At 62.4% G+C, this 23,771-nt stretch carries 21 protein-coding genes; 7 read left to right on the top strand and 14 right to left on the bottom strand.

Features of this window, described 5'->3' with window-relative positions; translation table 11 throughout:
* Positions 1-70 precede the first annotated feature (70 nt).
* Both KGA88_RS18860 and KGA88_RS18855 read right to left on the bottom strand, forming a co-directional pair.
* Positions 71-805, bottom strand: coding sequence for a thioesterase II family protein (locus tag KGA88_RS18860; protein WP_110663293.1), 735 nt, complete (start codon positions 803-805; stop codon positions 71-73).
* A 198-nt stretch (positions 806-1,003) separates the two neighbouring features.
* The gene (locus KGA88_RS18855) at positions 1,004-2,176 is read right to left on the bottom strand and encodes an MFS transporter (RefSeq protein ID WP_223593455.1); all 1,173 of its coding nucleotides are present in this window, start codon (positions 2,174-2,176) and stop codon (positions 1,004-1,006) included.
* A 256-nt stretch (positions 2,177-2,432) separates the two neighbouring features.
* Between KGA88_RS18855 and KGA88_RS18850 the strand changes: the two genes are divergently transcribed.
* The 3 genes from KGA88_RS18850 to KGA88_RS18840 all read left to right on the top strand — a co-directional run bounded on the left by KGA88_RS18850 (position 2,433) and on the right by KGA88_RS18840 (position 5,840).
* Positions 2,433-4,256: a glycoside hydrolase family 15 protein gene (locus KGA88_RS18850; protein WP_223593453.1), complete on the top strand. Its 1,824-nt coding sequence runs from the start codon at positions 2,433-2,435 to the stop codon at positions 4,254-4,256.
* Between the two features lie 312 nt (positions 4,257-4,568).
* A complete protein-coding gene (locus tag KGA88_RS18845; protein ID WP_223593451.1) occupies positions 4,569-4,913 on the top strand; it encodes a hypothetical protein in 345 nt (114 codons plus the stop codon).
* A 27-nt stretch (positions 4,914-4,940) separates the two neighbouring features.
* Positions 4,941-5,840: an alpha/beta fold hydrolase gene (locus KGA88_RS18840; RefSeq protein ID WP_223593449.1), complete on the top strand. Its 900-nt coding sequence runs from the start codon at positions 4,941-4,943 to the stop codon at positions 5,838-5,840.
* Here the strand turns inward: KGA88_RS18840 and KGA88_RS18835 are convergent.
* Positions 5,809-6,792, bottom strand: coding sequence for a GlxA family transcriptional regulator (locus tag KGA88_RS18835; protein WP_223593447.1), 984 nt, complete (start codon positions 6,790-6,792; stop codon positions 5,809-5,811). The genes KGA88_RS18840 and KGA88_RS18835 overlap by 32 nt on opposite strands.
* Positions 6,793-6,880: 88 nt before the next feature.
* Between KGA88_RS18835 and inhA the strand changes: the two genes are divergently transcribed.
* Positions 6,881-7,567: an isonitrile hydratase gene (gene inhA, locus KGA88_RS18830; RefSeq protein WP_223593445.1), complete on the top strand. Its 687-nt coding sequence runs from the start codon at positions 6,881-6,883 to the stop codon at positions 7,565-7,567.
* Positions 7,568-7,834: 267 nt separating this feature from the next.
* Here the strand turns inward: inhA and KGA88_RS18825 are convergent, their stop codons facing one another.
* Positions 7,835-8,674, bottom strand: a complete 840-nt coding sequence (locus tag KGA88_RS18825; protein WP_411740855.1) for an aminoglycoside phosphotransferase family protein — start codon at positions 8,672-8,674, stop codon at positions 7,835-7,837.
* Positions 8,643-9,131 (bottom strand): SRPBCC family protein, encoded by a 489-nt coding sequence (locus KGA88_RS18820; RefSeq protein WP_223593443.1) that lies wholly within the window; start codon positions 9,129-9,131, stop codon positions 8,643-8,645. The genes KGA88_RS18825 and KGA88_RS18820 overlap by 32 nt, the downstream gene beginning before the upstream one ends.
* Before the next feature lie 198 nt (positions 9,132-9,329).
* Between KGA88_RS18820 and KGA88_RS18815 the strand changes: the two genes are divergently transcribed.
* Together KGA88_RS18815 and KGA88_RS18810 are read left to right on the top strand one after the other, a co-directional pair.
* Positions 9,330-9,731 carry a GFA family protein gene (locus KGA88_RS18815; RefSeq protein ID WP_223593441.1) on the top strand — a complete coding sequence of 134 codons (402 nt, stop codon included), beginning with the start codon at positions 9,330-9,332 and terminating at the stop codon, positions 9,729-9,731.
* Between the two features lie 79 nt (positions 9,732-9,810).
* Positions 9,811-10,215, top strand: a complete 405-nt coding sequence (locus KGA88_RS18810; RefSeq protein WP_110660859.1) for a lysozyme inhibitor LprI family protein — start codon at positions 9,811-9,813, stop codon at positions 10,213-10,215.
* A 137-nt stretch (positions 10,216-10,352) separates the two neighbouring features.
* Here KGA88_RS18810 and peaD read toward each other — a convergent pair whose 3' ends face one another.
* The 4 genes from peaD to peaA form a co-directional block, all read right to left on the bottom strand.
* Positions 10,353-11,471 carry a quinohemoprotein amine dehydrogenase subunit beta gene (peaD, locus tag KGA88_RS18805; protein ID WP_110660860.1) on the bottom strand — a complete coding sequence of 373 codons (1,119 nt, stop codon included), beginning with the start codon at positions 11,469-11,471 and terminating at the stop codon, positions 10,353-10,355.
* Positions 11,472-11,495: 24 nt separating this feature from the next.
* The gene (gene qhpC, locus KGA88_RS18800; protein WP_008016081.1) at positions 11,496-11,819 is read right to left on the bottom strand and encodes a quinohemoprotein amine dehydrogenase subunit gamma; all 324 of its coding nucleotides are present in this window, start codon (positions 11,817-11,819) and stop codon (positions 11,496-11,498) included.
* 1 nt (position 11,820) lies between these two features.
* Entirely contained in the window at positions 11,821-13,251 is a 1,431-nt protein-coding gene (gene peaB / locus KGA88_RS18795; RefSeq protein WP_223593439.1) for a quinohemoprotein amine dehydrogenase maturation protein, read from the bottom strand.
* An 81-nt stretch (positions 13,252-13,332) separates the two neighbouring features.
* The gene (gene peaA, locus KGA88_RS18790; RefSeq protein WP_223593432.1) at positions 13,333-14,913 is read right to left on the bottom strand and encodes a quinohemoprotein amine dehydrogenase subunit alpha; all 1,581 of its coding nucleotides are present in this window, start codon (positions 14,911-14,913) and stop codon (positions 13,333-13,335) included.
* Positions 14,914-15,463: 550 nt separating this feature from the next.
* On the opposite strand from peaA, the gene KGA88_RS18785 reads away from it, so the two are divergent.
* Positions 15,464-16,954, top strand: coding sequence for an aldehyde dehydrogenase family protein (locus KGA88_RS18785; protein WP_223593429.1), 1,491 nt, complete (start codon positions 15,464-15,466; stop codon positions 16,952-16,954).
* A gap of 102 nt (positions 16,955-17,056) precedes the next feature.
* Here the strand turns inward: KGA88_RS18785 and KGA88_RS18780 are convergent, their stop codons facing one another.
* From KGA88_RS18780 to KGA88_RS18760, 5 genes are all read right to left on the bottom strand, one after another.
* The gene (locus KGA88_RS18780; RefSeq protein ID WP_223593427.1) at positions 17,057-18,055 is read right to left on the bottom strand and encodes an acyltransferase family protein; all 999 of its coding nucleotides are present in this window, start codon (positions 18,053-18,055) and stop codon (positions 17,057-17,059) included.
* Positions 18,056-18,148: 93 nt separating this feature from the next.
* Positions 18,149-19,444, bottom strand: a complete 1,296-nt coding sequence (locus KGA88_RS18775; RefSeq protein ID WP_223593425.1) for an NAD(P)/FAD-dependent oxidoreductase — start codon at positions 19,442-19,444, stop codon at positions 18,149-18,151.
* The gene (locus KGA88_RS18770) at positions 19,441-20,118 is read right to left on the bottom strand and encodes a S8 family serine peptidase (protein ID WP_223593416.1); all 678 of its coding nucleotides are present in this window, start codon (positions 20,116-20,118) and stop codon (positions 19,441-19,443) included. Before KGA88_RS18770 ends, KGA88_RS18775 begins: the two co-directional genes overlap by 4 nt.
* Positions 20,108-21,826 carry an ABC transporter ATP-binding protein gene (locus tag KGA88_RS18765; protein ID WP_223593411.1) on the bottom strand — a complete coding sequence of 573 codons (1,719 nt, stop codon included), beginning with the start codon at positions 21,824-21,826 and terminating at the stop codon, positions 20,108-20,110. Before KGA88_RS18765 ends, KGA88_RS18770 begins: the two co-directional genes overlap by 11 nt.
* Positions 21,826-23,730 (bottom strand): sigma-54-dependent Fis family transcriptional regulator, encoded by a 1,905-nt coding sequence (locus tag KGA88_RS18760; protein WP_110661056.1) that lies wholly within the window; start codon positions 23,728-23,730, stop codon positions 21,826-21,828. The genes KGA88_RS18765 and KGA88_RS18760 overlap by 1 nt, the downstream gene beginning before the upstream one ends.
* Positions 23,731-23,771: the final 41 nt, after the last annotated feature.

The raw sequence follows: 23,771 nt of genomic DNA, 5'->3' as shown, positions 1-23,771 counted from the left end.
GTGTGTCAGTCACCCATCCGGCACCTGATACACCGTCTTCGCGAGCAAGCCCGCTCCCACACTGACCGAGTCAGGCACTGACAGCCATGGCATGCCTCCGATGATGCACCTCAAGCTGATCCTTGATCACCCGCAGCACCTTGGCCTCTTGCTCATGGATGAAGAAGTGGCCGCCAGCCAGCATGTCCACCGAGAAACTGCCGTGGCTTTCCTGGCTCCAGCCGATCAGCTGCTCGGTGGTGGCGCGGTCGGCCTTGCCGCCGAGCACGTGCACCGGGCATTTGAGCAACGGGCGCTGGATCGGTTCGAAACGCCCGCACAACAGGAAGTCCGCGCGCAGGACCGGCAGGGTCAGGCTCATCAACTCTTCATTGGCGAGGATCTCTTCGCTGGTGCCGTTGAGGGTGCGCAGTTGTTCGATCAGTTCGGCGTCGGTCTTGGGCTGGGCAAAGCCGCGGTCGTAGTCGGCGCGCAGGGTTGGCGCGGCGGTACCCGAGGCGAACAGCGCCACCGGTTCCGGGCAACCCAGCGCGCGAAATGCGTGGGCCATCTCACAGGCCAGCAACGCGCCCATGCTGTGGCCGAACAGCGCGTATGGTGTCTTGAGCGTGGCTTTCTGTTCATGGGCCAGTTGCAGCGCCAGGCGGCGCATGTCGGTGTGCAAGGGCTCGCCGTAGCGCGCGCCACGGCCCGGCAGCTCCACCGGTTGCAGCGTGAGCCACTGCGGCAGCTTGCGCCGCCAACGGCTATAGACCATGGCACTCGCGCCCGAATAGGGCAGGCACAGCAATGTCAGCTGGGGCACCGGGCTTTCCTCGAAAGTTGTCTGTAAAGAGAACGGATGAGGTGCGCCGAGAATTAGTCGTACAGAGATCCCTTGTAGGAGCGAGCCTGCTCGCGATGGTCGTTAACGATTACGCGTGCTTACCGGCTAAACGCAGTGCTCTTTAGTCCATCGCGAGCAGGCTCGCTCCTACAGGGGGCTGTTTCCAGCATTGGATCTTCATTTCAAATGACGATAGCTCGGAATCGCGGAACCGAGCACCACCGCTCCCGCCGCAATCGCCAGCCAGAACCCGCTGCGCGCACCGAAGCCGTCCACCAGCCAGCCGGAGCCGGCGGCACCGATCGCCACGCCGATGCTCAGGCCGGTGACCAGCCAGGTCAGGCCTTCGGTGAGTTTTGCCGGCGGCACGATCTGCTCCACCAGGGCCATGGCGACGATCAGCGTTGGTGCAAAAAACAGCCCCGCGACAAACACCGCCAGGGACAAGCCGAAAATGTTCGACGCCAGCAATAACGGCAAGGTCGTCACAGCCGTTGCCACCCCGCCATACAAGAACAGCCGCGCCAGCGGCACTTTCGAGCGCAGTGCGCCGAACGCCAGCCCGGCCAGGCACGAGCCGATGGCGTAGACCGACAGCACAATGCTCGCCGCCGCCGGCTGGCCCTGATGCTGGGCGAAGGCGACGCTGACCACGTCCACCACGCCGACGATGGTGCCCATGGCCACCATCAACAGCATCAGCAATTGAATGTCGCGGGAACGAATGATCGAGCCTTGCTGATGTTCCTCATGGGGATGCACCGGCGGCTCCGTACTGCGCTGCAAGACGAACGCAGTGACGCCGATGGCCAGTGCCAGCAAGGCCGCCAACGGCCCGGCCTCGGGGAATGCCACCACGCACAGGCCCACTGACAGCGGCGGCCCGACGATGAAGCAGACTTCATCCAGTACCGATTCCAGGGCGTAGGCGGTTTGCAGCTCAGGGCGGCCGCGATACACCTCGGTCCAGCGCGCCCGCACCATCGCCGACATGCTCGGCATGCAACCGGCCAGCGCGGCGAAGAAAAACAGCGTCCAGTGCGGCGCCTGCAATCGCGTGCACAGCAACAGCAGCAACAGCGCCCCGCCGCCAAGCAACGCCGCCGCCGGCAAGATCCGCCCCTGGCCATATCGATCCACCAATCGGGAAACCTGCGGCGCACAAAACGCCGTGGCCAGGGCGAACGTCGCCGCCACTGCACCCGCCAGACCGTAGCCACCCTGCAACTGCGAAAGCATGGTGATCAGGCCGATACCGGTCATGGAAATCGGCATGCGCGCGATCATTCCGGCCAGTACGAAGGCGCCGCTGCCAGGGGCTTTGAACAACTCGCGATAGGGGTTTGCCATGGGTCTGGTCTCATCAGGGGACTGCACGTTGCCATAACGGCTGATTGCCGGGGAAGCGTGGAATTGTTGGTTGAATGTGAAGGCCCCTTCGCGAGCAAGCCCGCTCCCACACTGGCCGGCGTACACCGCTCAATCGTGGGAGCGGGCTTGCTCGCGAAGAGGCCAGCAAAACCACCACAACCACCCCGCCAAATGAACTCTCGGCCGCCCCGACCAGTCAGCTATTTACGCCCCAGGTTCCCGGAGTTTCACGACAATGGCTGATCACCCCGAACGCCAAAGCCCCATCGACGCCCACGGCATCATCGGTGACATGCGCAGCGCGGCGCTGGTCAACGACAAGGGCAGCGTGGATTTTTTCTGCTGGCCGGAATTCGACAGCCCGACGATTTTCTGTTCGCTGCTGGACACCCCCGAAGCGGGTATTTTCCAGTTGTCGCCGGATTTGCCCGACGCCCGTCGCGAACAGATCTACCTGCCCGACACCAATGTGCTGCAAACCCGCTGGCTCAGTGACCGGGCGGTGGTCGAAGTCACCGACCTGCTGCCCGTCGGCGACACCGAGGACGACCTGCCGCTGCTGATGCGGTGGATCCGCGTGGTCAGCGGCCGCGCCACTTTCCACATGCGTTGCGCTGTACGCCATGACTACGCCCGCGCCAATACTCGCGCACGCATGGACAAGCAGGACGTGATCTTCGACGCTGCCGATCAACCGTCGCTGCGGCTCTCATCGGATCAGACCCTGCGCATCGACGCCAACGCGGCCGTAGCCGAATTCACCCTCGAACAAGACCAGACGAGCGAATTCCTCCTCGGCGCCCTCGACGATCCGCGCTTCAAGGACGGCGCCGCACAGCTGTGCCTGGAGCGCACCCTGAAGTTCTGGCGCGACTGGATCGGCCAGTCCAACTACCGCGGCCGCTGGCGCGAGATGGTCAACCGCTCGGCCCTGGCAATGAAGCTGCTGACCTCGCGCAAACACGGCGCCATTCTCGCTGCCGCGACCTTCGGCCTGCCGGAAAGCCCCGGCGGCGAGCGCAACTGGGACTACCGCTTCACCTGGATCCGCGACGCCTCGTTCACCGTCTATGCGTTCATGCGCCTGGGTTTCGTCGAAGAGGCCAACGCCTACATGCGCTGGTTGCGCGGACGGGTCAGCGACTGTCAGGGCAAGCCGATGAAGCTCAACATTCTCTACGCCATCGACGGTCGCCAGGAGTTGCCGGAGATAGAGCTGGCGCATCTGTCCGGTCATGGTGGCGCACAACCGGTGCGCATCGGCAATCAGGCCTATGAACAGGTCCAGCTCGACATCTTTGGCGAGCTGATGGACGCGATTTACCTGGTCAACAAATACGGCGAAGCCATCTCCCATGAAGGCTGGAAACACACCGTGGAGGTGGTCGATCAGGTCTGCGAAACCTGGGAGCAAAAGGATGTCGGCATCTGGGAGATGCGCGGCGAGCAGTACCATTTCCTGCATTCACGGCTGATGTGCTGGGTCGCCCTGGACCGCGCCATCCGCCTCGCGTCAAAACGCTCACTGCCCGCCCCGTTCGCCCGCTGGGATCAGACGCGCCAGGCGATCCATGCCGACATCTGGGAGAACTTCTGGAATGAAGAGCGTGGGCATTTCGTCCAGCACATCGGCGGCAGCGGCCTGGACGGTTCGATGCTGCTGATGCCGCTGGTGCGCTTCGTCAGCGCCCGCGACCCGCGTTGGCTGGCGACCCTGCAAGCCATCGAAAAGAGCCTGGTGCGCGACGGCATGATCTACCGCTACCGCAACGACGACAGCCAGATCGACGGCCTGCCCGGCAGCGAAGGCGCCTTCGCCGCGTGCTCGTTCTGGTACGTCGAATGCCTGGCCCGCGCCGGCCAGTTGGACAAGGCCCATCTGGAGTTCGAACAGTTGCTCAGGTACGCCAACCCGCTGGGGCTGTACGCCGAAGAGTTCGACAGCCATGGGCGGCATATGGGCAACACGCCGCAGGCATTGACGCATCTGGCGTTGATCAGTGCGGCTTGCTTTCTGGATCGGAGGTTGAGTGGGGAGAAGGTTGTCTGGCAGCCTTGAACTCCAACTTCCAACACTACCCATACCTGTGGCGAGGGGGCTTGCCCCCGTTGGGCTGCGCAGCGGCCCCAAAACGGCCTATCGAGTCTCTCGCAAAGACAGTGTTGCCTGACTTTACGACTGCTGCGCAGCCGAACGGGGGCAAGCCCCCTCGCCACAGGTCTTGTGCAATCCGAGCCCTACGCTTCTTAAACAAAACCGCTTGCAACACCCCGAAAATAGCCTGTTGCCAGCCGCTACATCCCCACCTAACATCTTTGCACAACGGGTACAGCGGAGCTGTCCAGACCCCCCCGAATTCAAGGAACCTGAATGACCCAACACATCCAACGCAGCATCGACTCCCCGCTCCGAACCGGTTTGAACCGCGAAGAACTCTGGGAGGCCGGTGACAAGGGCCTGATCAAATGCTGGGAAGTCGGCCGCCAGCGCGCCGCCCGCTTCCCCGACCTCGCCCGACAGTGCCTCGCCGGCGAGTTGCCGGTACTGGGCTGGAAAGGTGGCGTCAGCCGCAGCCTGAAGAAACTCGAAAAATACGGCTCCCTCAAGTACCTCGCGCAGTGGCAAGGGTTGCGTGGGGAAGACCTGGACGTGGACCTGGCGGGGCAATTGCATCGGATTCAGGCAAAGAGCTTGAACAATGCGCCAGGCTTGTAAGAGTGTCCAGACAACCGGGGGGATGTGATGATTGAGCAACCGCTAAAGACCGTCCGCACGGCACAACTCGACATTGCCTACGAAGAACACGGCCCCGCCACCGGCGACCCGGTCATTCTGCTCCATGGTTTTCCCTATTCGCCACGCGCCTACGACGAAATCGCCCCCGCTCTCGCCGCTACCGGTTACCGCGTGATCGTCCCGTATCTGCGGGGTTACGGTCCGACGCGCTTCATCAGCACCGATACACTGCGCTCCGGCCAGCAAGCCGCCCTTGCCCAGGATTTGCTTGACCTGATGGATGCCCTTGCCATCAAACAGGCGTCCCTGTGTGGCTACGATTGGGGTGGGCGAGCGGCGTGCATTGTGGCGGCGCTGTGGCCGGAACGGGTGCGCTGCCTGGTGACGGGCGACGGCTATAACCTTCAGGACATCCCCCATTCGATACAGCCATTGGCTCCGGAGACCGAGCATCGCTATTGGTATCAGTACTATTTCCACACGCCTCGTGGCGTCGCGGGCCTGACTGAAAATCGCCGGGGCTTGTGCAAATTGCTCTGGAATCTCTGGTCACCGACCTGGGCCGAAAATGCGACACGCTATCCGTTGAGCGCCCCGGCCTTCGATAACCCGGATTTCGTTGACGTGGTGATTCACTCCTACCGCCACCGCTTTATGTACGCCCCTGGCGACCCGGCGCTGGAATGGATAGAGCAGGCCCTGAGCAAACAACCGGGCATCAGCGTACCAACGATTTCACTGTGCGGTGCCGATGACGGTGTTGGGCCTGCGCAAGACATCGACGAAGATATCGGGCATTTCACCGGTACCTATGAACGTCGGATTTTGGCAGGCGTTGGCCACAACATTCCCGAAGAAGCGCCAGAAGCAACACTCAAGGCGTTACTGGATCTACTGCGGCACTAACCGAAAACCGCTCCCGATAAGCCTGCGGCGTCACGCCCATGGCCCGCAGGAAGCTGCGGCGCAGGGTTTCTTCGCTGCCGAAGCCGCATTGCACCGCCACCCGTTTGATCGGTACGCCGGTATCGCTGAGCAGGCGCCGTGCGGTTTCGACGCGGATCAGTTCGATGGCCCGGGCCGGGGTCTGGCCGGTGTCGGCGCGGTAGTGGCGCACGAAGCTGCGTTCGCTCATGCCGGCCTGCAGGGCCAGGGTCGGGATGCCCAGGTCCTGGGTGAGGTTTTCGCTGATCCAGGCGTGAAGTTCGTCGAAACGGTTGCCTTCCTGTTGCAGGGACAGGGTCACGCTGAATTGCGACTGGCCACCCGGGCGCTTGAGAAACACCACCAGTTGCCGGGCAACTTCCAGGGCCATGTTGCGCCCCAGGTCCTGTTCGACCATGGCCAGCGCCAGGTCGATGCCGGCGGTCACTCCGGCCGAGGTCCAGATCGGGCCGTCATTGATGAAGATCGGGTTGGGCTCGACCTGTAAACGCGGATGCTGCTGCGCCAGTTGCTCGCAGCGGGTCCAGTGGGTGACCACGCGCCGGCCATCGAGCCAGCCGCTGGCTGCCAGCAGGAACGCACCGGTGCACACCGAGGAAACCCGTCGGCAGCCACGGGCATGCTCGCGCACCCAGGCGACCAACGGCGCATCTTGCGTCGCTGCGTAGACACCCCAGCCACCGGCGATGATCAGGGTATCGGTGCCATCATCCGGCAACGGTTCGGCCAACAGCGCCAACCCCGCCGAGGACATCACCGCCCCGCCGCCGCTGGCAATCACTGTCGGCGCATAGGGCGGCGGCAGACCTTGCTGACGGGCAATGTCGTTGGCCGAGGCGAACACCTGCAGCGGCCCGGTGACGTCGAGCAATTGCACGTTGGCGAAAGCGAGTACATGGATGGTTTTCGACATTTGGCGTAATTCGTGGGGATATTGGCGTATACGCCAAATCCTACGAGCCTACAGTGAAGCCGTCCACCCACTTCACGAGAAAAACACCATGACGTTGCAGATCGGTTTTCTGTTGTTTCCTCAGGTTCAGCAACTGGACCTGACCGGCCCGTATGACGTGCTGGCCTCGCTGCCGGATGTAAAAGTGCATCTGATCTGGAAAGACTTGATGCCGGTCACCGCCAGCACCGGCTTGTTGCTGAAACCGACCATCACCTTCGACGATTGCCCGGCGCTGGACGTGATCTGCGTGCCTGGTGGTGGGGGCGTCGGGCCGTTGATGGAAGATGAACAGACCCTGGACTTCCTCAAGACCCAGGCTGCCAACGCCCGGTACATCACGTCGGTATGCACCGGTTCGCTGGTGCTGGGCGCGGCGGGATTGCTCAAGGGTAAACGCGCCACCACTCACTGGGCGTATCACGAACTGCTCAAGCCGCTGGGCGCAATCGCGGTGAAAGATCGGGTGGTTCGCGACGGCAATCTGCTGACCGGTGGCGGAATTACTGCCGGAATCGACTTCGCCCTGACCCTGGCCGCCGAGTTGTTCGACCAGGCCACCGCCGAGCTGGTGCAACTGCAACTGGAGTACGCCCCTGCCCCGCCATTTAGCGCCGGCAGCCCCGAGACGGCTCCGGCCAGTGTGCTGGTAGAGGCTCGCCAGCGGGCTGCCAGTTCATTGAAGCTGCGGGCGGAAATCACCGAGCGGGCGGCGGCGAAACTCGACCAACAGTGAAATAACGGCGGCAGGAATCTGGTTCCTACCGCCGCGGTTTTCCTGCGCCCACAAAAAAACCCGCCGAAGCGGGTTTTTCCAAGACCATGACGACTCCTTGTCGCAGCGTTCCTTGCATATGGTCGATCATCCGTGATCCTGAGCACATCCTGTGCTTCAGTGGGTAAGCTCAGAATACGCATAGGATCCAAATTGTAACAGGCGATATCGCTACCATCGCGTGTAAGACATTCGCTATAAGCAACCTTCCGAAAACCCTTAGACGCCTCAGGCTTCGAGCCTTGAAGCCGCGAGTTTTGCGACCTCCAGCTGACCTTGCGCCGCCAGGCTGTCGCCGTCTTCGAGAAACCAGGCCGCCGACAGCCCGGCAAATGCCAGCACCCATTGCAGCAAACGTCGCGGATCAAGGTCGGCGGCCTGCGCCACGACGGCGAGCTGCCGATCAAAACGCCGGGGATCGGTCGCCGTGGGCAGGTCGGGATTGCAGATCAGGTTGGCGTAATCGAAGCCGCGCTCGCCGCTCACCCGCTTGGGGTCGATGGCCAGCCAGCCGCGTGCGCCGAAATCGAGGACATTGTCGTGATGCATATCGCCGTGCAGCACCACCTCGTCCTGTGGGGTGGCCAGCAGGGCCTCGGCGCTCGCCAGACTGAGGGAAAACGCACCGCCCTGTTGTACGGCCGCCACTCGCAACGAGGCAAACCAGCGCGTCAGAGGCACCAGCGGTGGTAGCGGAGTGCCACGTGGGGCATGCAGCCGTGCCAGCGCCGCACACAGGATGCGGCTGGCGTCATCGTCCTGACCGCTGAGGGCCATGTGCATCAGTGATCGCCGACCCATGGCGCGCTCCATCAGCAGCCCGTCGCCGTGATGGGCATAGACCCGGGCGGCACCGTCGCCATCCCACCAGATCATCAGCAGGTTGCCGAACTTCTCCTCGGCATCTACGGCGATTTTCAACATGGCCGGCACATCGCCTTGGCGTACCGGTAGCAAACGACTGCCAGGCGTGATGATCGGCTCACCGTCCGACACCAGCGCCCAGCGTTTCAACCATGAATCGAACAGGTCGACTTCAGCCACTCTGTTGCTCGTGGGCTTTGGCATTGTCGATCAAGAACTGCTCGATATTGTTCATTTGCTCCTCCCAGCCACGACTGTCCATGCGAAACGCTTTTTCGCGACGGGCCTGGGGAACGTGATCGAAACCGGATTCGGAGACCTTGAGCAGCGTGCCGTTGTCCATGTCTTCGAGCTCGAATTTCACCAGGGTGGTGGGTTCCTGGGAGTAATCGACTTCCGGGTTCACGGCATAAGGGTGCCAGCGAAACGAAAACAGCCGTTCCGGCTCGACCCGCTCTACCAGTACGTTCCAGCGCAAATGCTCATAACCGGGATAGGTAATCTGCCCCTGGGTCCACTCGCCTGCGACAAAACGCTTGCCCTCCAGCGCCACGCCAAACCACTGTCCGAACATTTCGGCATTGGCCAGCACACGCCAGACCTGTGAACGCTTGGCCTTGAGCAGGACTTTCCTTTCTATGCGATCAGATGCTGGGTTCATAAGTCACCTCCTGTACTTGAACAGTAGGTCAGTAAGACCACACGACCAACCCTAAAGTTGTACCAATCGGGATGTGCAATCAACCATGCCTGAGATATTCGGTTGCATTTACGCGGATAAGTTCTGGGGCAACCGTAAAGTCAGAAGGTCGAAACTGCTAACGTTGTCCCTCGCAACAGCCTCGAAAAGGATAGCGACATGAACGAAAAACTGCGCGGCAGTTGCCTGTGCAAGGCCATCGAATATGAAGTCGACAGCCTGGACATGCCCATCAGCCACTGCCATTGCCAAACCTGCCGCAAGGCACACGCGGCGGCTTTTGCATCGACCGCCGGGGTCATGCGCGAGCACTTTCGCTGGATCAAGGGCCAGGATCGCCTGAGCCGCTACGAATCGTCGCCGGGCAAGTTTCGGTATTTCTGCCCGGACTGCGGCTCGCACTTGATGGCGGAGCGATTGGCCCAGCCTCACGTGATTGTCCGGGTGGCGACACTGGATGATGACCCGAAAATGACGCCACAGGCGCATATCTGGACATCCCATGAGCAGCCTTGGCTTGAACATGAATCGGTAAAAAAGTACCCGCAATGGCAGACGTAGCTGGCTGAACGCCCCACAGCGCTACACTGCATCCCAAACCTGCATTCCAAACATTCCCCTGTCACAGCGAGTTACTGCCATGCACGCACGTTTTTTCCTGGCGCTGACGCCTTTGTTGTTCACCTCCCTGGCCCATGCTGCCGTGAACTGCGACAACGCCACCGACCAGGCCACGATGAACCAGTGCGCGGCGCAGCAGAATGCGGCCGCCGATAAGGAGTTGAATACGCTTTACCAGCAGATCACCTCGCGCCTGAAGGGCAATCCCGACGGCAAGAATTTGCTGGTGGGTGCGCAGCGGTCGTGGGTTGCGTTTCGCGATGCCGAGTGCAAGTTCTCGGCGTCCGGGGTGGAAGGCGGGAGTGTGTATCCGCTGATCTACAGCAATTGTGTGACGGAATTGACCAAGGCGCGGGTGGAGACGTTCAAGACTTACCTGAAGTGTCAGGAGGGGGATTTGGGGTGTCCGGTGCCGGGGGTTTGATTTTGCAGTGTTCTTGAGGGTCTCTTCGCGGGCAAGCCCGCTCCCACATGGACCGGTGTGAATGCAAATATGCCTTCCAACCCGGTCAACTGTGGGAGCGGGCTTGCCCGCGAAGGCGTCAGTCCAGACGCCGCAATTTACCGGACAAAAATCTGCGCCGTGGTAATCGCCATGTCCCCACCCGGCAACTTGATGCTGCCCGTCTGCTTCAGGCTGTCGGCATCGAAGATCGCCACGTCGTTGAACGTCCCCGCCAGGTAGATCTTGCTGCCGTCCTTGTTGAAGGAAATGCAGTAGTACGAGTGATCAAGCGTGGCGGACTGGAGCATTTTCTTCTGCTTGATGTCGTACTTGGCCAGGCGGTTGAGCACGCCAAACATCAGGTTCGGGTCCTTGGGCGAGCGCATGCCGCTGAAGTAGATCTCCGTCAAAGGGCCGAAATCGGTGGTTTCGGTCTTGCCGGTCTTCAGGTCGACACTGAACAGGCCGTACAGGTATTCGGCGGTGGCCGGGTCCTGTTTCTTGTCCTTGAACTTCGCTGCGGTGTAGAGCAGCGAGAAGTCATGCCGATAAGTCTGCTGATTCCACACATAAAGCACGTCAGGCGCACTGTAGTTCGGGCGTTTCCAGTGACGGCTGGGGATCAGCACGTCGAATTTGCCGGTTTTCACATTGACCTTGTAGACGTCCGCCCCCGCCACATACAAGGTGCCGTCGTCGCCACTCTGCATGATGGTCAGCTGCCGAGGTGCCGGAAAACTGCGCACAGGCTTGGCATCCATTCCGGCGTCGGTGGCGTACACATCCAGTCGAGGCTGCTGCACTTCATAACGATCGTTCATCATCAGCGTCGGATTGGCGATGGTGAACAGTTCCTTGCCGTCGTGGCTGAGGGTGAAGGCGAACATCGACTTCGCTTTCTCCCCCGGCTTCTGGGTGATGCTGGCGTGGAACACCTGTTTGCAGCTGTCCAGTTCGACGCCATAGACATCCGCATAGTGGTTGTTCAGCACGTAGGCGGTCTTGCGGTCCGGCGACAGCTGCACAGTGCCGGGGCCAAAGGCATCGGGCATCTTGCAGGTCTTGAACAAGGAGTCGGTGGCCAGGTCGATCACGTGCAGGTTGTTTGGGTAATTGGTGGTCAACATGTATTCGTGACCGTCTTGCAGTGCGCTGTTTTCATCGGCCAGGACACTGACCGAACAACTGCTCAGGACGGCGAAAGCGGCCAGGCCGCAGGCTTTGATGCTGTGCATGCTGGAATCCTTCTTATTATCTGATCACTTGTCTTTGGGGAAGACAGTGCCGAGGTTGCGCCAGTTATCGTTGGACGCCTGGGCATCCTTGTTCCAGTCCGGGTAGGTGCTCATCATGTCGGGCACCTGGGCCGGCCACCAGCACGGGTCGGAGCAACCGTAGAGGTCGGCCTCCATCGGCTGGCACAGCGACGACACACCGCCGAACGCATCGATTTCCCAGCCCGGGTCGGTGGTCGAGGCACAGCCCGCCACGGAGCTCATGGCCACCACTTCTTCAATGCGGTTTTCGTCCGCGGCCTGATCCAGCTTCAACGCTTTGTTATTGATTGCCTTGAGATGTTTCATATCAGTGAGCCTTGCGCGGAGTGATGTAACTGCTGATGAACGCAGGGTTGTTGGCCATGATCCGGGTGTAGACCTCAATGCCGAAGTCGACCCAGTCACGCATCAGTTCGCAGTAGTGATAGGTCGGATGAGTCGGGTCGCCATAGCGGGAGTAGCTCTCGTGGTAGCAGCCGCCGGAACACAGGTTGCGGATCTGGCAGTCTTCGCAGCCGGTGTTGGTGCGGTCCAGGCGCTGGGACAGGAAGTCGTTCAACTCCACCTGTTTCACACCGCTGTGGACGTTGCCGAAGGTCGGCAGGCTCGAACCGGTAAAGCGGTGGCACAGGTTCAGCTCGCCCTTGTGATCGACCGCCAGCATCTTCAGGCCCGCGCCGCATGGCAGGGCTTTCTTGTGGCCTTCGTGGATGTCGGTGATGAGCTGGTGCAGGTTGGAGAAACCGATGTTGCGGTGCTCCAGCGCCGCTTCCAGATAACGCCGACCGAGGCGTTTCATGCTGGCGAAGACTTCGATCAGCTCGTCGCTGGTGAGGTTGAAGCTGCTGATGTCGCCCGACGTCACCGGGGCAAAGCCGACTTCGGCGAAACCCAGTTCGTTGAACAGGTGATCCCAGATGGTTTCGACGTCAGTGACGCCAGTGGTCAACGTTACCCGCGCGCCCACCGGACGGCTGTTGTAGCGCGACAGCAGCATCTCGGCCTTGCGTCGCACCACGTCATAAGTGCCCTGCCCGCCCACGGTAATGCGGTTGCGGTCGTGCACGGTTTTCGGGCCATCGATGCTCACGGACAAACCGAAGCGGTGAGCGTTGAGGTAGTCCACGGTTTCTTCGGTGAGCAGCGTGGCGTTGGTGGTCATCACGAACTCGACGAACTTGCCGGCCTCGCGAAAACGCTTCTCACAGTAGTCGACCATGTACTCGATCAGCTTGCGGTTGCTCAGCGGTTCGCCGCCGAAGAACACCACGGTGAAACGCTCTTCGTCCGGGGATTCGCGCAGCAGCATTTCCACCGAGGCAATCGCCGTTTCGACGTCCATTTTCTTGCCGGCCGACGGCTTGTCGAGGTCTTCCTTGTAGCAATAGGTGCAACTCAGGTTGCAGCCAGTGTTGACGTTGAGCACCACGGTATTGATTGCCGTGCGCTCGACCCGCTTGGTGGCGATGTCCGGGGTCAGCGGCGAACCGTCGCTGACCAGTTCCAGGGCCATCAGCTCGCGCAGGGTTTCGGTGATTTCCTCGCCATTGAAACGCGCGGCCAGGCGCTGGATCAGGTCGTCCGAGGAGCAGCCGGGGCCGCGCAGGGTATCGATGATGGTGCCCGTCAGTTCATCGCTGGCGAACAGCGAACTGCTGGGGATGTGAAACAGCATGCGGTCGGCATCGACCTGCACTTCGTGCAGGTTACGTTCGACCAGATTCAAGATAGCGCCCATTGCAAACCTCCTGTGCAAGCCCTGCTTTGAGGGCCTGCGGTCATTCCGAAAAGTGTCTGAAGCCTTGGGTTTCAGCGAGCATCACGGAATGGGTGGGTTGTTCCAGCGTTGCACGGTCACGATCATGTGGCCTTCGCCGGTCAGGGATTTCCCTGCGTCGTCGACGGCGGCGATCACCTTGAGATTGCCGGCATTGTTGGTGGACATCTTGCGCGCCGGGTTCGGCCCGGCATCGCCCGGGGTGAACACGCCGGCGTCGGCCTGCATGGTGCCGGCGAACTTGACGTCTTCGTCTTCCTTGGCACGGTCGTCGAAGGCCTCGACTTTCCATTGCGCCGGGAACACGCCGATGCGGTACGGCTTGCCATCGACGCCCTTGCCCCAGGCCTCGGCATCAAAACGCCCCTGGACTTTCGGTGTCGAACCGCCGCCTTCGCCGATCCGCGCCACGGAGAATTCAGGCACGACTTTGACCGCATCGATTTTGCTGTAGACCGACAGGCTCGGGCCTTTCAACGCACCAACGGAGACTGCACGTACACCCGGCTGGGCATTGGCGGCAGCCTTGAGCTTGACCTTGATCCGCTCAGGGCTCTGCTCGACGACTTCGACCACTTCCACGCCTTTGCCGAAGTTCGGCTTGCCGGTCAGGCCACTGCCGACCAATGTCACTTCAGTTTCACTGCCAGCCTTCAGGTAACCCGGCTGCACCGCCAGCAAACGCTGGGAACCCTGCTTGGCAGCAACAAAGTCCAGACCGCGTTCATCGTGTTCGGCCTCGAACATCCGGCCCTGCATGGCATTGCCCTGGGCGGCGAACACCTGGCGCATGGTCACGCCATCGATAGTCACGTTGCCGCGCCATTCGTAGCCGGTGTAGAGAATCGCACTGCCCTCGCCATTGAACGGGCTGCCGTCGGCGTACTGTCCTTTGACGCTGACCTTGAAGGTGTCGCTGCCATCGGCACTCACGCTCATGACACCCGCCAGTTCACCCTTGCCCGGCAAGTGGCCGCTGAAACTCCAGTCGCCCACCAGCGCATCGGCTTTGGGCGCCACGCTCTGCCATTTTTTCCAGGCGGGGTTATCCAGCGGATAACGCTTGGCCAGCAGCGGCACCATGTCTTTGCGGGCAAGGTCGAACCAGTCGCGGTCCCGGGCCAGCGCCTGGTATTCCAGCGACGGCCACTGACCGAGGTGGAAGTTCACCAGGCGTTCCCACTCCTGCGCCGGACGCCGTTGCAGGGCGACCCGCGCACCGGAGTGGCAGCGGCCGCACATCTGGCGGGTTGGGTCGTCGAAGTGCTCGACGGTATTGAGCCGGCGCTCCAGCGCATAACGCACGCCATCGGTTTCGCTCGGCGCCAGGCCCTGGGTGTCGGCCAGGTATTTGACCAGCGTGCGACGGTCGTCATCACTGATCTGCAAACCGTGCATGGTCTGCATCCGGGCGATGCTCATCAACCAGCCTTCCGGCGTTTTGCGCTGGTGGCTGATGCGGCTGAGGGCGTTATCGGCTTCGGGGGTGTGACAGCCCTGACAGGTTTCCTTGAGGATGGTCTGGGCGTCTCGGGCTGCCAGGCTATGAGGCGAATGCAGCGCTACACAAGCGGCTACGGCCAGCAGGCTGGCGCTCATGCCTGATCGGAGTTTTCTCTTCATCAACGTCGAACCTCGCACGGTGCGTTCTTATTGTTGTGGCTTATCGTTTTTATGGTTTCTGCCGCCTGCGGAGAACCGCTGACGGAGGCAAGAGAAACGTCTGCGATGAGCAATACACGGAGCGTGCCAGCTTACGAATACCTCAATGAATCAATGATTTGCCGGAATCGGCGGGTGTTTTTCCAGTGATGCCATCGCGGCAACACGTTCAATTTCGCGACAACTGTTGCACTCTGAGACGAGCATAGGTGAGCCACGCCAATGGGTGATGACCAATGATCGTTTTGCGCCCTGTAGGAGCTGGCTTGCCAGCGATGGTCGTTAACGAAAACGCGTGATGACTGGATAAACGCGGCGCATTCGAGTCCATCGCTGGCAAGCCAGCTCCTACAGGGGCGCAACGAGTGTGTCAGCGGCGTCTCAGTTTGCGACAGTCCTGCGCTCGTTCATGAGCCGCTTTTTCCGCCCAAGCCTGCTAACACGGCGCTTTGGGCAAACTGGCACAACCGTTGCGAAAGACCTCGCCACACGAACAAGACGAGGTTTCAACATGTCGCTCCCAAACCTGCTTCCCGCCACTTCGGCGTTCATCCAGCGCGCCCCGCGCATGCTCATCGGCGGCGACTGGGTCGAGGCCGCCGATGGCCAGACCATGCCCTTGCACAACCCGGCCACCGGTGAGGTGTTGTGCGTGGTGCCACGGGCCACGCCGGAGGATGTCGACCGCGCGGTACTCGCCGCTCGCCAGGCGTTCGACAATTCGGCCTGGACCCGCACCCGTCCCCGGGAGCGGCAGAACCTGTTGTGGAAACTCGCCGACCTGATGCAGCGCGACGCCGAACTGCTGGCGCAACTGGAATGCCTGAACAACGGGAAAAGCGCGGCCGTGGCCCAGGTGATGGACGTGCAACTATCCATCGACTTCCTGCGCTACATGGCCGGCTGGGCGACCAAGATCGAAGGCTCCACGGTTGACGTGTCGGCACCGCTGATGCCCAACGACCAGTTCCACAGTTTCATCCGTCGTGAAGCGGTGGGCGTAGTCGGTGCCATCGTCGCCTGGAACTTCCCGCTGCTGCTGGCCTGCTGGAAACTCGGCCCGGCCCTGGCCACCGGCTGCACCGTGGTGCTCAAGCCCGCCGACGAGACCCCGCTGACCGCACTGAAACTCGCCGAGCTGGTGCTGGAAGCCGGGTATCCCGAAGGCGTGTTCAACGTGGTCACCGGCACCGGCATCACCGCCGGTTCAGCCCTGACCCACAACCCGCTGGTGGACAAGCTGACCTTCACCGGCTCCACCGCCGTGGGCAAGCAGATCGGCAAGATCGCCATGGACTCCATGACCCGGGTCACCCTGGAACTGGGCGGCAAGTCACCGACCATCGTCATGGCCGACGCCGACCTGAAAACCGCCGCGGCCGGGGCCGCCAGCGCGATTTTCTTCAATCAGGGCCAGGTCTGCTGCGCAGGTTCCAGGCTGTATGTGCAGCGCAAGCATTTCGACAATGTGGTGGCGGACATCAGCGACATCGCCAACGCCATGAAACTCGGCAACGGCCTGGACCCGAGTGTCGACATGGGCCCGCTGATCTCGGCGCGGCAGCAGGAGCGCGTCTACGGCTACATCGAAAAGGGTCGGGAAAGCGGTGCGACCATTGCCTGCGGTGGCGAGCAGTTTGGCCCGGGCTTCTTCGTCAAGCCGACGGTGATTGTCGACGTCGATCAGAAGCACTCGCTGGTGCAGGAAGAAATCTTCGGCCCGGTGCTGGTGGCCATCCCGTTCGATGACGAGGCCGATGCACTGCGCATGGCCAACGATAGCCCCTACGGGTTGGGGGCGAGCATCTGGTCCAATGACCTGGCGGCGGTACACCGGATGATTCCGCGCATCAAGTCAGGCTCGGTGTGGGTCAACTGCCACAGCGCCCTGGACCCGGCGCTGCCGTTCGGCGGCTACAAGATGTCCGGGGTCGGGCGTGAGATGGGGTATGCGGCGATCGAGCATTACACGGAGTTGAAGTCGGTGTTGATCAAGTTGTGATTTGTAGCGTCCTTTAGGCCGCCTTCGCGGGCAAGCCCGCTCCCACATTGGAATGCGTTCCTCGGTGGGAGCGAGCTTGCCCGCAAAGGCGCCCCCCAGCCACTACGCTACTGTTTCGCGGCCCTGCGGTTGACCCACCCGACTGTTTGCGCCGGCCCGAAGCGCGTGACGAAGCTTCAGGGCCGGCCGTTCGACGCAGTAGTACGAAACGCCGCTGAGCAGCAACGACAAGGCCAGCACTGTTGCAACAATGGCCCCATCGTAGGCAACCGACCAGATAGCGTGCAGGAAGTACATCACCACAAAGTGATTCAGGAATACGCCGTAGCTGATATTGCCGAGGAACTCGTCAATCCGGTGAAACTTGAGCTTTGTCAGCAGGTACACGGCGGGCACGCCCAGCGCTATGCCGAGGGTCACTTCGGCATTGAACGGCCGGCGCTCTATCCATCCCGCCATGATGGCCGCAAACATCAGGGCCGCCGACAAGGCGGTACCGGCAGCGATTGCTAAACCCTTCGGCCGCGCTTTGTACAGGTAGCTGCCGCACAGGAACGTGAACAGCACGCCCGGCAATAGCCGGTAGCCGTACAGGTCGGTGTTGATGAAACCCAGGCACGCGGCCATGAAGACCACGACGGATAAAGCAAACGCAACACCCCGCGCCCTGTAGATGATCAGGAAAGGGATCACCAGGTAGAAGCACATCTCAAGCCCCAGGGACCAGGCCGGCGGCAAGATCCACGATCCCGCCGCGCCGAACATGTAGAAGCCGAGGGGTACGATAGTCAGGCTTGCGGCGATGTTGCGCAGCGTCAGCTCGGCGGCTTGAGGCGTACCGGGCAGCAGGAAATAGATCACCGCACAGGAAACTGCGAAGTAGAATAGGAATTGCGGGTAGAGCCGCAGGGCGCGGTCCAGGTAGAACAGGCCGACTTTCCCCAACGCCTTGTAGTTGCGCTCGATCAGCGAGGTCATCACGAAACCGCTGATGATCAGGAAGGAAATCACGGCAATCACGCCGGGGTTTAGCCCCATGAACGTCTTGCCCATATGAGAAACGGCCACCAGAACGGCCAACAGCAAACGATAGACTCCCACTTACACCCCAAAATTCCTTGTCGTTATGGCGCGTAAATTACGATGCTTTGCGCTGGGAGAACAGGCTTTTCGCCGGGTCCGGACGTTCTTCATTCAGGGTTTGAAACCCTGACCCAGCAACCAGCTGCGAACCATCCGCCCCTGCTCCACCGTCAAACCGGCCAACGCCTGCTCCGCCGGCTCGCTACGCAAGCGCCGCACCAACGGCGCCAGCTCAATCCCCTGCACATGCCAGATCCCCAACGGCTGATCCGACGTGATCACCACCTCGGCCTCATCGACAAAACCGTCACGCAGCACCGGCGCCCGTTCGATTTTCAGGGCTGCAAAATCCGCCTCGGCATGGGCCACCTCGGCGTCCGGCCAGTTCCGTCGCGCCTGCCAGAACGGCTGATCCAGCCAGCGCTGCTCATCGGCATAAAAATCCCGGCCGATCCGCGCAAAACGCAAAAACAGCTGTTCCACCCGCTGCTGGTGAAAACGCTGGGCCAGCGCCGCGCGTTCGGGCTTGCACAACAGCGTGTTGATCACCGCTGGCGCCTGCAACGCCGAGGACAACGATTGAAAGATCCCGTTGCCCGACAGCGGGTCGACGGCCATTGCCGCATCGCCGACCCGAATCCAGTTTTCGCCACACACCTGTGGGCTCAGAATCGCCGTGCTGCTGCGGGCGTGCAGCTGTAGATCAGTTTCTGCAACGCCTGCAAAAAATGCCGTGGCCAGCGTCGAACCCTGGCGCCGCTGCCGGCAGTAATCGAGCAACATGGCCTTGCCCGGCAACCCGGCAGTGGCCACGTCCACCGTCCATTGCCAGTAACACTGACCGTCGGCGCGCCGCGCCATCCATGCCCAGCCGTCCTCAAGGCTTTCCACGGCACTGGCGGTACTGCCCGGCGAACCCTGCCAGCGATTGAGCAAGCTGACGGTCTCGGGGCCGCGCAGGCCTTTGCCGATTGTCGGGGCCTGGCGTCCGCGGGCTTCGACGAGAAACGCAGTGAGCAGCGGTTCGCGTCCGTCAATTTCGATTCGATGACCATTGGCCGATGACTGAACCGTGAGCACCCGGCCTTCGATCAGCTCAACCCCCGCCAGGCGCAAATCCTCGCGCAGGCCCTGATCAAAAACCGGCCGGTCAAGCAGATACTCGATGTTCTGCGCATGTTGCTGGCCATTCCACGAGACCTGTCGCTGGGACGGCAAGGCCGCATCCGCCAGTGCATGCTGCAGGCCGGCGCTGCGCAAGGCCTCCAGCACCCGCACGGATACCCCTTCGAGTGCCGCAAACCGGCGCCATTCGCTGATCAGCGTGACGCCATGGCCCAGCCGCCGTAGCCCCAATGCGACCGCCGCCCCCGCCGGTCCGGCACCCAGAATGACGATGTCGGTCATGGCCCGAAGCGCCGTTCAGGGCCACGGTAACGGGCATGCTCGCGCAACCATTCGATGACTTGCGCATTGCTGGCGTCAGGTTGTTCGGCGAGGAACCCGGCGATGTGCCCGCTCAAGGCGGCACAACCGAGGCTCGCCCCGGATTGCCCCGGGTAGGTGCCATGCACACAGGCGGCGAAATCCGCCTGGGCGCTGTTGAGCCACGACCATTCCTGCTCGGCGCAGCGCGCATCGCCGGTCACCCGCAACACCTGCGGATAGTTGGCCGGAAACACCCCTTCCCCCTGGGCGGGACTCGACGCACACAGCAGCACGCCCCGCGCCACCGCTGCCGCGCAGGCCGCGCGCAACAGGCTGCGATCCTGGCGCAGGCCAAGGCTCAAGTTGATCAGTCGCACATCCTGCGCCAGCAGCCAGTCAATCGCCGTGGCGATCTGCAAGGCGCTGGTGACACCGCGCTGGTCGAACACCTGCGCCACGCAAAACAGCGCCGAGGGTGCGCGGCGGCCAATTGCCTCGATCACGGCACTGCCATGCCCCAGTGGATCGTCGCGCAAGTCGCCCTCGGCCAGGCCGTCTTCAAGCAATGAAAAGCGCCGACCGGCGATCACCTGCACCCGCTGTACTGCCGAGTGGCCGCTGTCCACCACACCAATGCGCAGTTCAGATTTCATGCAGCACCGTTTTCGAGGTGAGCACGCCATCGAGCAGTTCGAAACGCAGATCGGCATCGGCCAGGGTTGAAGGTCGATGGCTGATCAGAATGCGTGTACGCCCGGCAAACAAGCGGTCGATGGCGTCGATGACTTCGCGCTCGGTGGCTTCATCCACCGCGGAGGTGGCTTCATCGAGCACCAGGATCAGAGGGTCCTGCAACAGTGCCCGGGCAATCGCGATACGTTGCTTCTGCCCACCGGACAACTGCTGGCCGCGCTCGCCCAGCGGACTGTCGAGACCTTCGGGCAAGGACTCGATCAGGCTGTCGAGTTGCGCCAGCCGCGCCACGTCGGCAATCGCCTCGCGGCTGGCGTCCGGCACCGCGTAGGCCAGGTTGTCGGCGAGGCTGCCGCGAAACAGCACGATGTCCTGGCTGACGATGGCAATGCGCCGACGCAGCTGGAACAGATCCAGTTCGCGCAGATCGACGTCACCCAGCAGGACCCGGCCCGATTGCGGATCGTGATGACGTTGCAGCAGGTCGATCAGGGTGGACTTACCCACGCCCGAGCCGCCGCTGAGGGCCACTTTCATGCCGTAGGGGATCCGCGCCTCGATGCCGCGCAGGGTCGATTGGCGGCCGGGATGAGCGAAGTGCACGTTGTCGAACCAGAGATCCCCGCCATTGGGCATCGGACGTGGCGTGACGGGCGTCAGTACGGTCGGTTGTTCGCCGCGCAGCTCCATGACCCGGCCGAGGCTGACGGTCATCCGCTGAACCGCGACGTAAAGCCCGAGCAGGCTCTGCACCGGCCCCACGGCCATCCCCAGGTAGGTGGAAAACGCAATCAGCGCACCGAGCTGCCAGGTGCCCTGCACCACCCAGTAACCGCCGATCAAGAATGCGCAGGCCCGGGACAGCGAGGTCAGCGTGCCGGGCACGGCCTGGGTGAAAAACTCGGTGACCTGCAGGCGCAGCAACTGGCTCATGTAGCCCTGGCCCAGCGCCTCGAGGCGCCGTGCTTCGCGTTGCTGCTGACCGGCGGACTGGATGAACTTCATCACCGGCAACGTCTCGACCATGAACGACGACATGTCCGCCGAACGCTCGCGCAATTGCCGCACATCGCGCTCGACCTTGCGCCGCATCCAGCGCAGCCAGAGGACATCGAGAGGGATTAACACCAGGGCCAGCAACGAGAGTTTCCAGGACAACGTCACCAGCATGGCGATGGCAACCACCAGGCCGATCACGCTCGACACCGCCGAGAACAGCGAGTCCACGGCAAAGCGCTGGATTTCCGCGACGTCACCATCGAGGCGCGACATCAAATCGCCGATCCGTCGCTGCCCGTAAAAACCCGGCGACAGGGTTTGCAAATGCCGATAGAGGTCATCGCGCAGGGCAAACAGCATGCGCCCGGACAGGCGCGTGTGCAGGTAGCGGTTGATGCCCGACAGCGCCGTGCCCAGCAACCCGGCGACGATCATCAGCCCGGCGATCAACACCAGCGTCGGGAAGTTGCGCGCCAGCAGGCCGTCATCGATCAACAGTTTGGTCAGCCAGGGTTGCACCAGCACCAGCGCCGAGGCGCAGACCGACAGGCCCAGCAGTCCGGCAATCGCCAGGCGATGGGGGCGAACAAAGCTGTACAGCCAGCGCAGCGACGCTTGCAGGGCCTCGGGGTTCTGGCTGTCGATCAGCCGAACGATCAGGCGCTGCATCACGAACGCAACTGTTTGAGCTTGCGATACAGGGTCGCGCGGCTGATGCCCAGGGCGTCGGCGGCGGCCGAGACGTTGCCCTGGTGCGTGTCCAGGGACTGACGGATCAGCTCCAGTTCGTTTTCCCGGATGCTGCCGGCCTGCGGCCGTTCGCTGGCAGTCAGCTCGTCGAGCATGCTGTCGGGCAAGTGGTCGAGGGTCAACACGGTTTCACCCGGCTCGCGCATGGCCAGCGCGGTGCGCAGGACCATTTCCAGTTGGCGGATGTTGCCCGGCCAGTGATAACCGCTGAGCAAGCGATCGAGATCGTCGTGCAGGACCACGGTGGGTGCGCCCAGTGTCGTCAGCATGCGAGTGACCAGCGCGCCGAAATCCTCGCGTTCTCGCAGGGCCGGGAGCATCACGCTGATGCCGTTGACCCGGTAGAACAGGTCTTCGCGAAAGTGTTTTTCCTCCACCAGGCGCTTGAGGTCGCGGTGGGTGGCGCAGATCAGCGCAACGTCGATGTCCTGCTCTTCGCCGGCGCCCAGGGGTGCGACCTTGCGATCCTGCAACACCCGCAACAGTCGGGCCTGCAAGGCCAGTGGCATGTCGCCGATTTCATCGAGGAACAAGGTGCCGCCATGGGCCTGCTGCAAGCGTCCGACCATGCCGCCGCGGCGTGAACCGGTGAACGCGCCTTCGCGGTAGCCGAACAGTTCGGACTCGATCAGGCCTTCGGGAATGGCCGCGCAGTTCACCGCCACGAAGGGTTTGTCGCAGCGCGCTCCGGCCATGTGCAGGGCGCGGGCGATGACCTCTTTACCGGTGCCGGTTTCACCCAGCAACAAGACCGGCAGTTCATTGGCCAGGCCTTGACGGGCCATGCGCAAGGCACGGGCGTAGCGCGTGTTGCTGCCGGCCAGCGACTCCAGATCCGGTTGCGCCTTGGCTGTTTTCGCCGAAGTGCGCGGTGGGCTGCTGACGTTGATCGTGCGTTGCGGCGCGCGCAGGGTTTTGTAGAAGAATTCACCCTTGGCGGTTTGCAGGCTGCCGACACCGCCCTGATGCAGGCGCGCCAACAATTGCAGGCCGTCGACTCCGAGAAACTCCTCGCAGCGCCGACCGACCAGGGCCGAGCGCTCGGCGTGGAGCAACTGGCAGGCCTGGGCGCTGACCGCGAGGATCTGCCCGCCGAGGCTCACCGCCAGCAGGCCTTGCCACGGGGACTCCAGGTATTGCCTGCGGCTGTGGAAAGCCAGGACGATTTCGTCCGGATAGCTGGCGTTGAACACCCGGCTTTCGATCTGGCTGACCGCCATGGCCAGCAGCGCCGTGCTGTCGTGGGCGCGGCCGAGCGGGCCTTCGCGGGTCAGGTCAAGGACGCCGAGGATGTCGCCCTGGGGGCAATGGATCGGCACCGAGGTGCAGGAAAAATCACTGAGGCGGTCCAGGTAATGTTCGCCGCAATCGATCAGGGTCGGCCGCGCCTCCACCAGCGCGGTGCCGAGGGCGTTGGTGCCGCGTACCGCTTCGCTCCAGCAGGCGCCGAGGGTGATGTCCTGCAGGCCACTGCCCTTGAGACGGTCGGCGCGGCCTTCGACGGCGAGGATGGTGGCGTCGGAATTGGCCAGGATGATCAGCCCTTCCTTGCCTTGACGCTCAGCCAGGTAATCGATGGCCGGCAACGCGGCGTCGATCAGCAGGCGATTACTGGCCAGCAACACGTCGAGGCTGGCGCTCGATTCCAGCGCCAGCTCGTGCTTGGCATTGAAATGCACGCCATGGCTCAGGCTGCGCCGCCACGAAGCATCGATTTCCGCTCGCAGGACGCCATCCGGCACTTCGCCTTCCAGGTGCAGCTTTTCCCGGGCCAGCCGGGCTTCGCGATGCTGTTTGGGGGAGTTTGTTTTTATTAGCGTCATCAAGCGCTCCGGGTCGTCCGCCCTTGCGCCTTCATACGTCG

It is taken from the genome of Pseudomonas sp. A-R-19, assembly GCF_019956575.1.
GTDB lineage: Bacteria > Pseudomonadota > Gammaproteobacteria > Pseudomonadales > Pseudomonadaceae > Aquipseudomonas.
The sequence above is the reverse complement of the archived record's forward strand: the minus strand, read 5'-3'. Positions and strand labels throughout refer to the sequence as shown.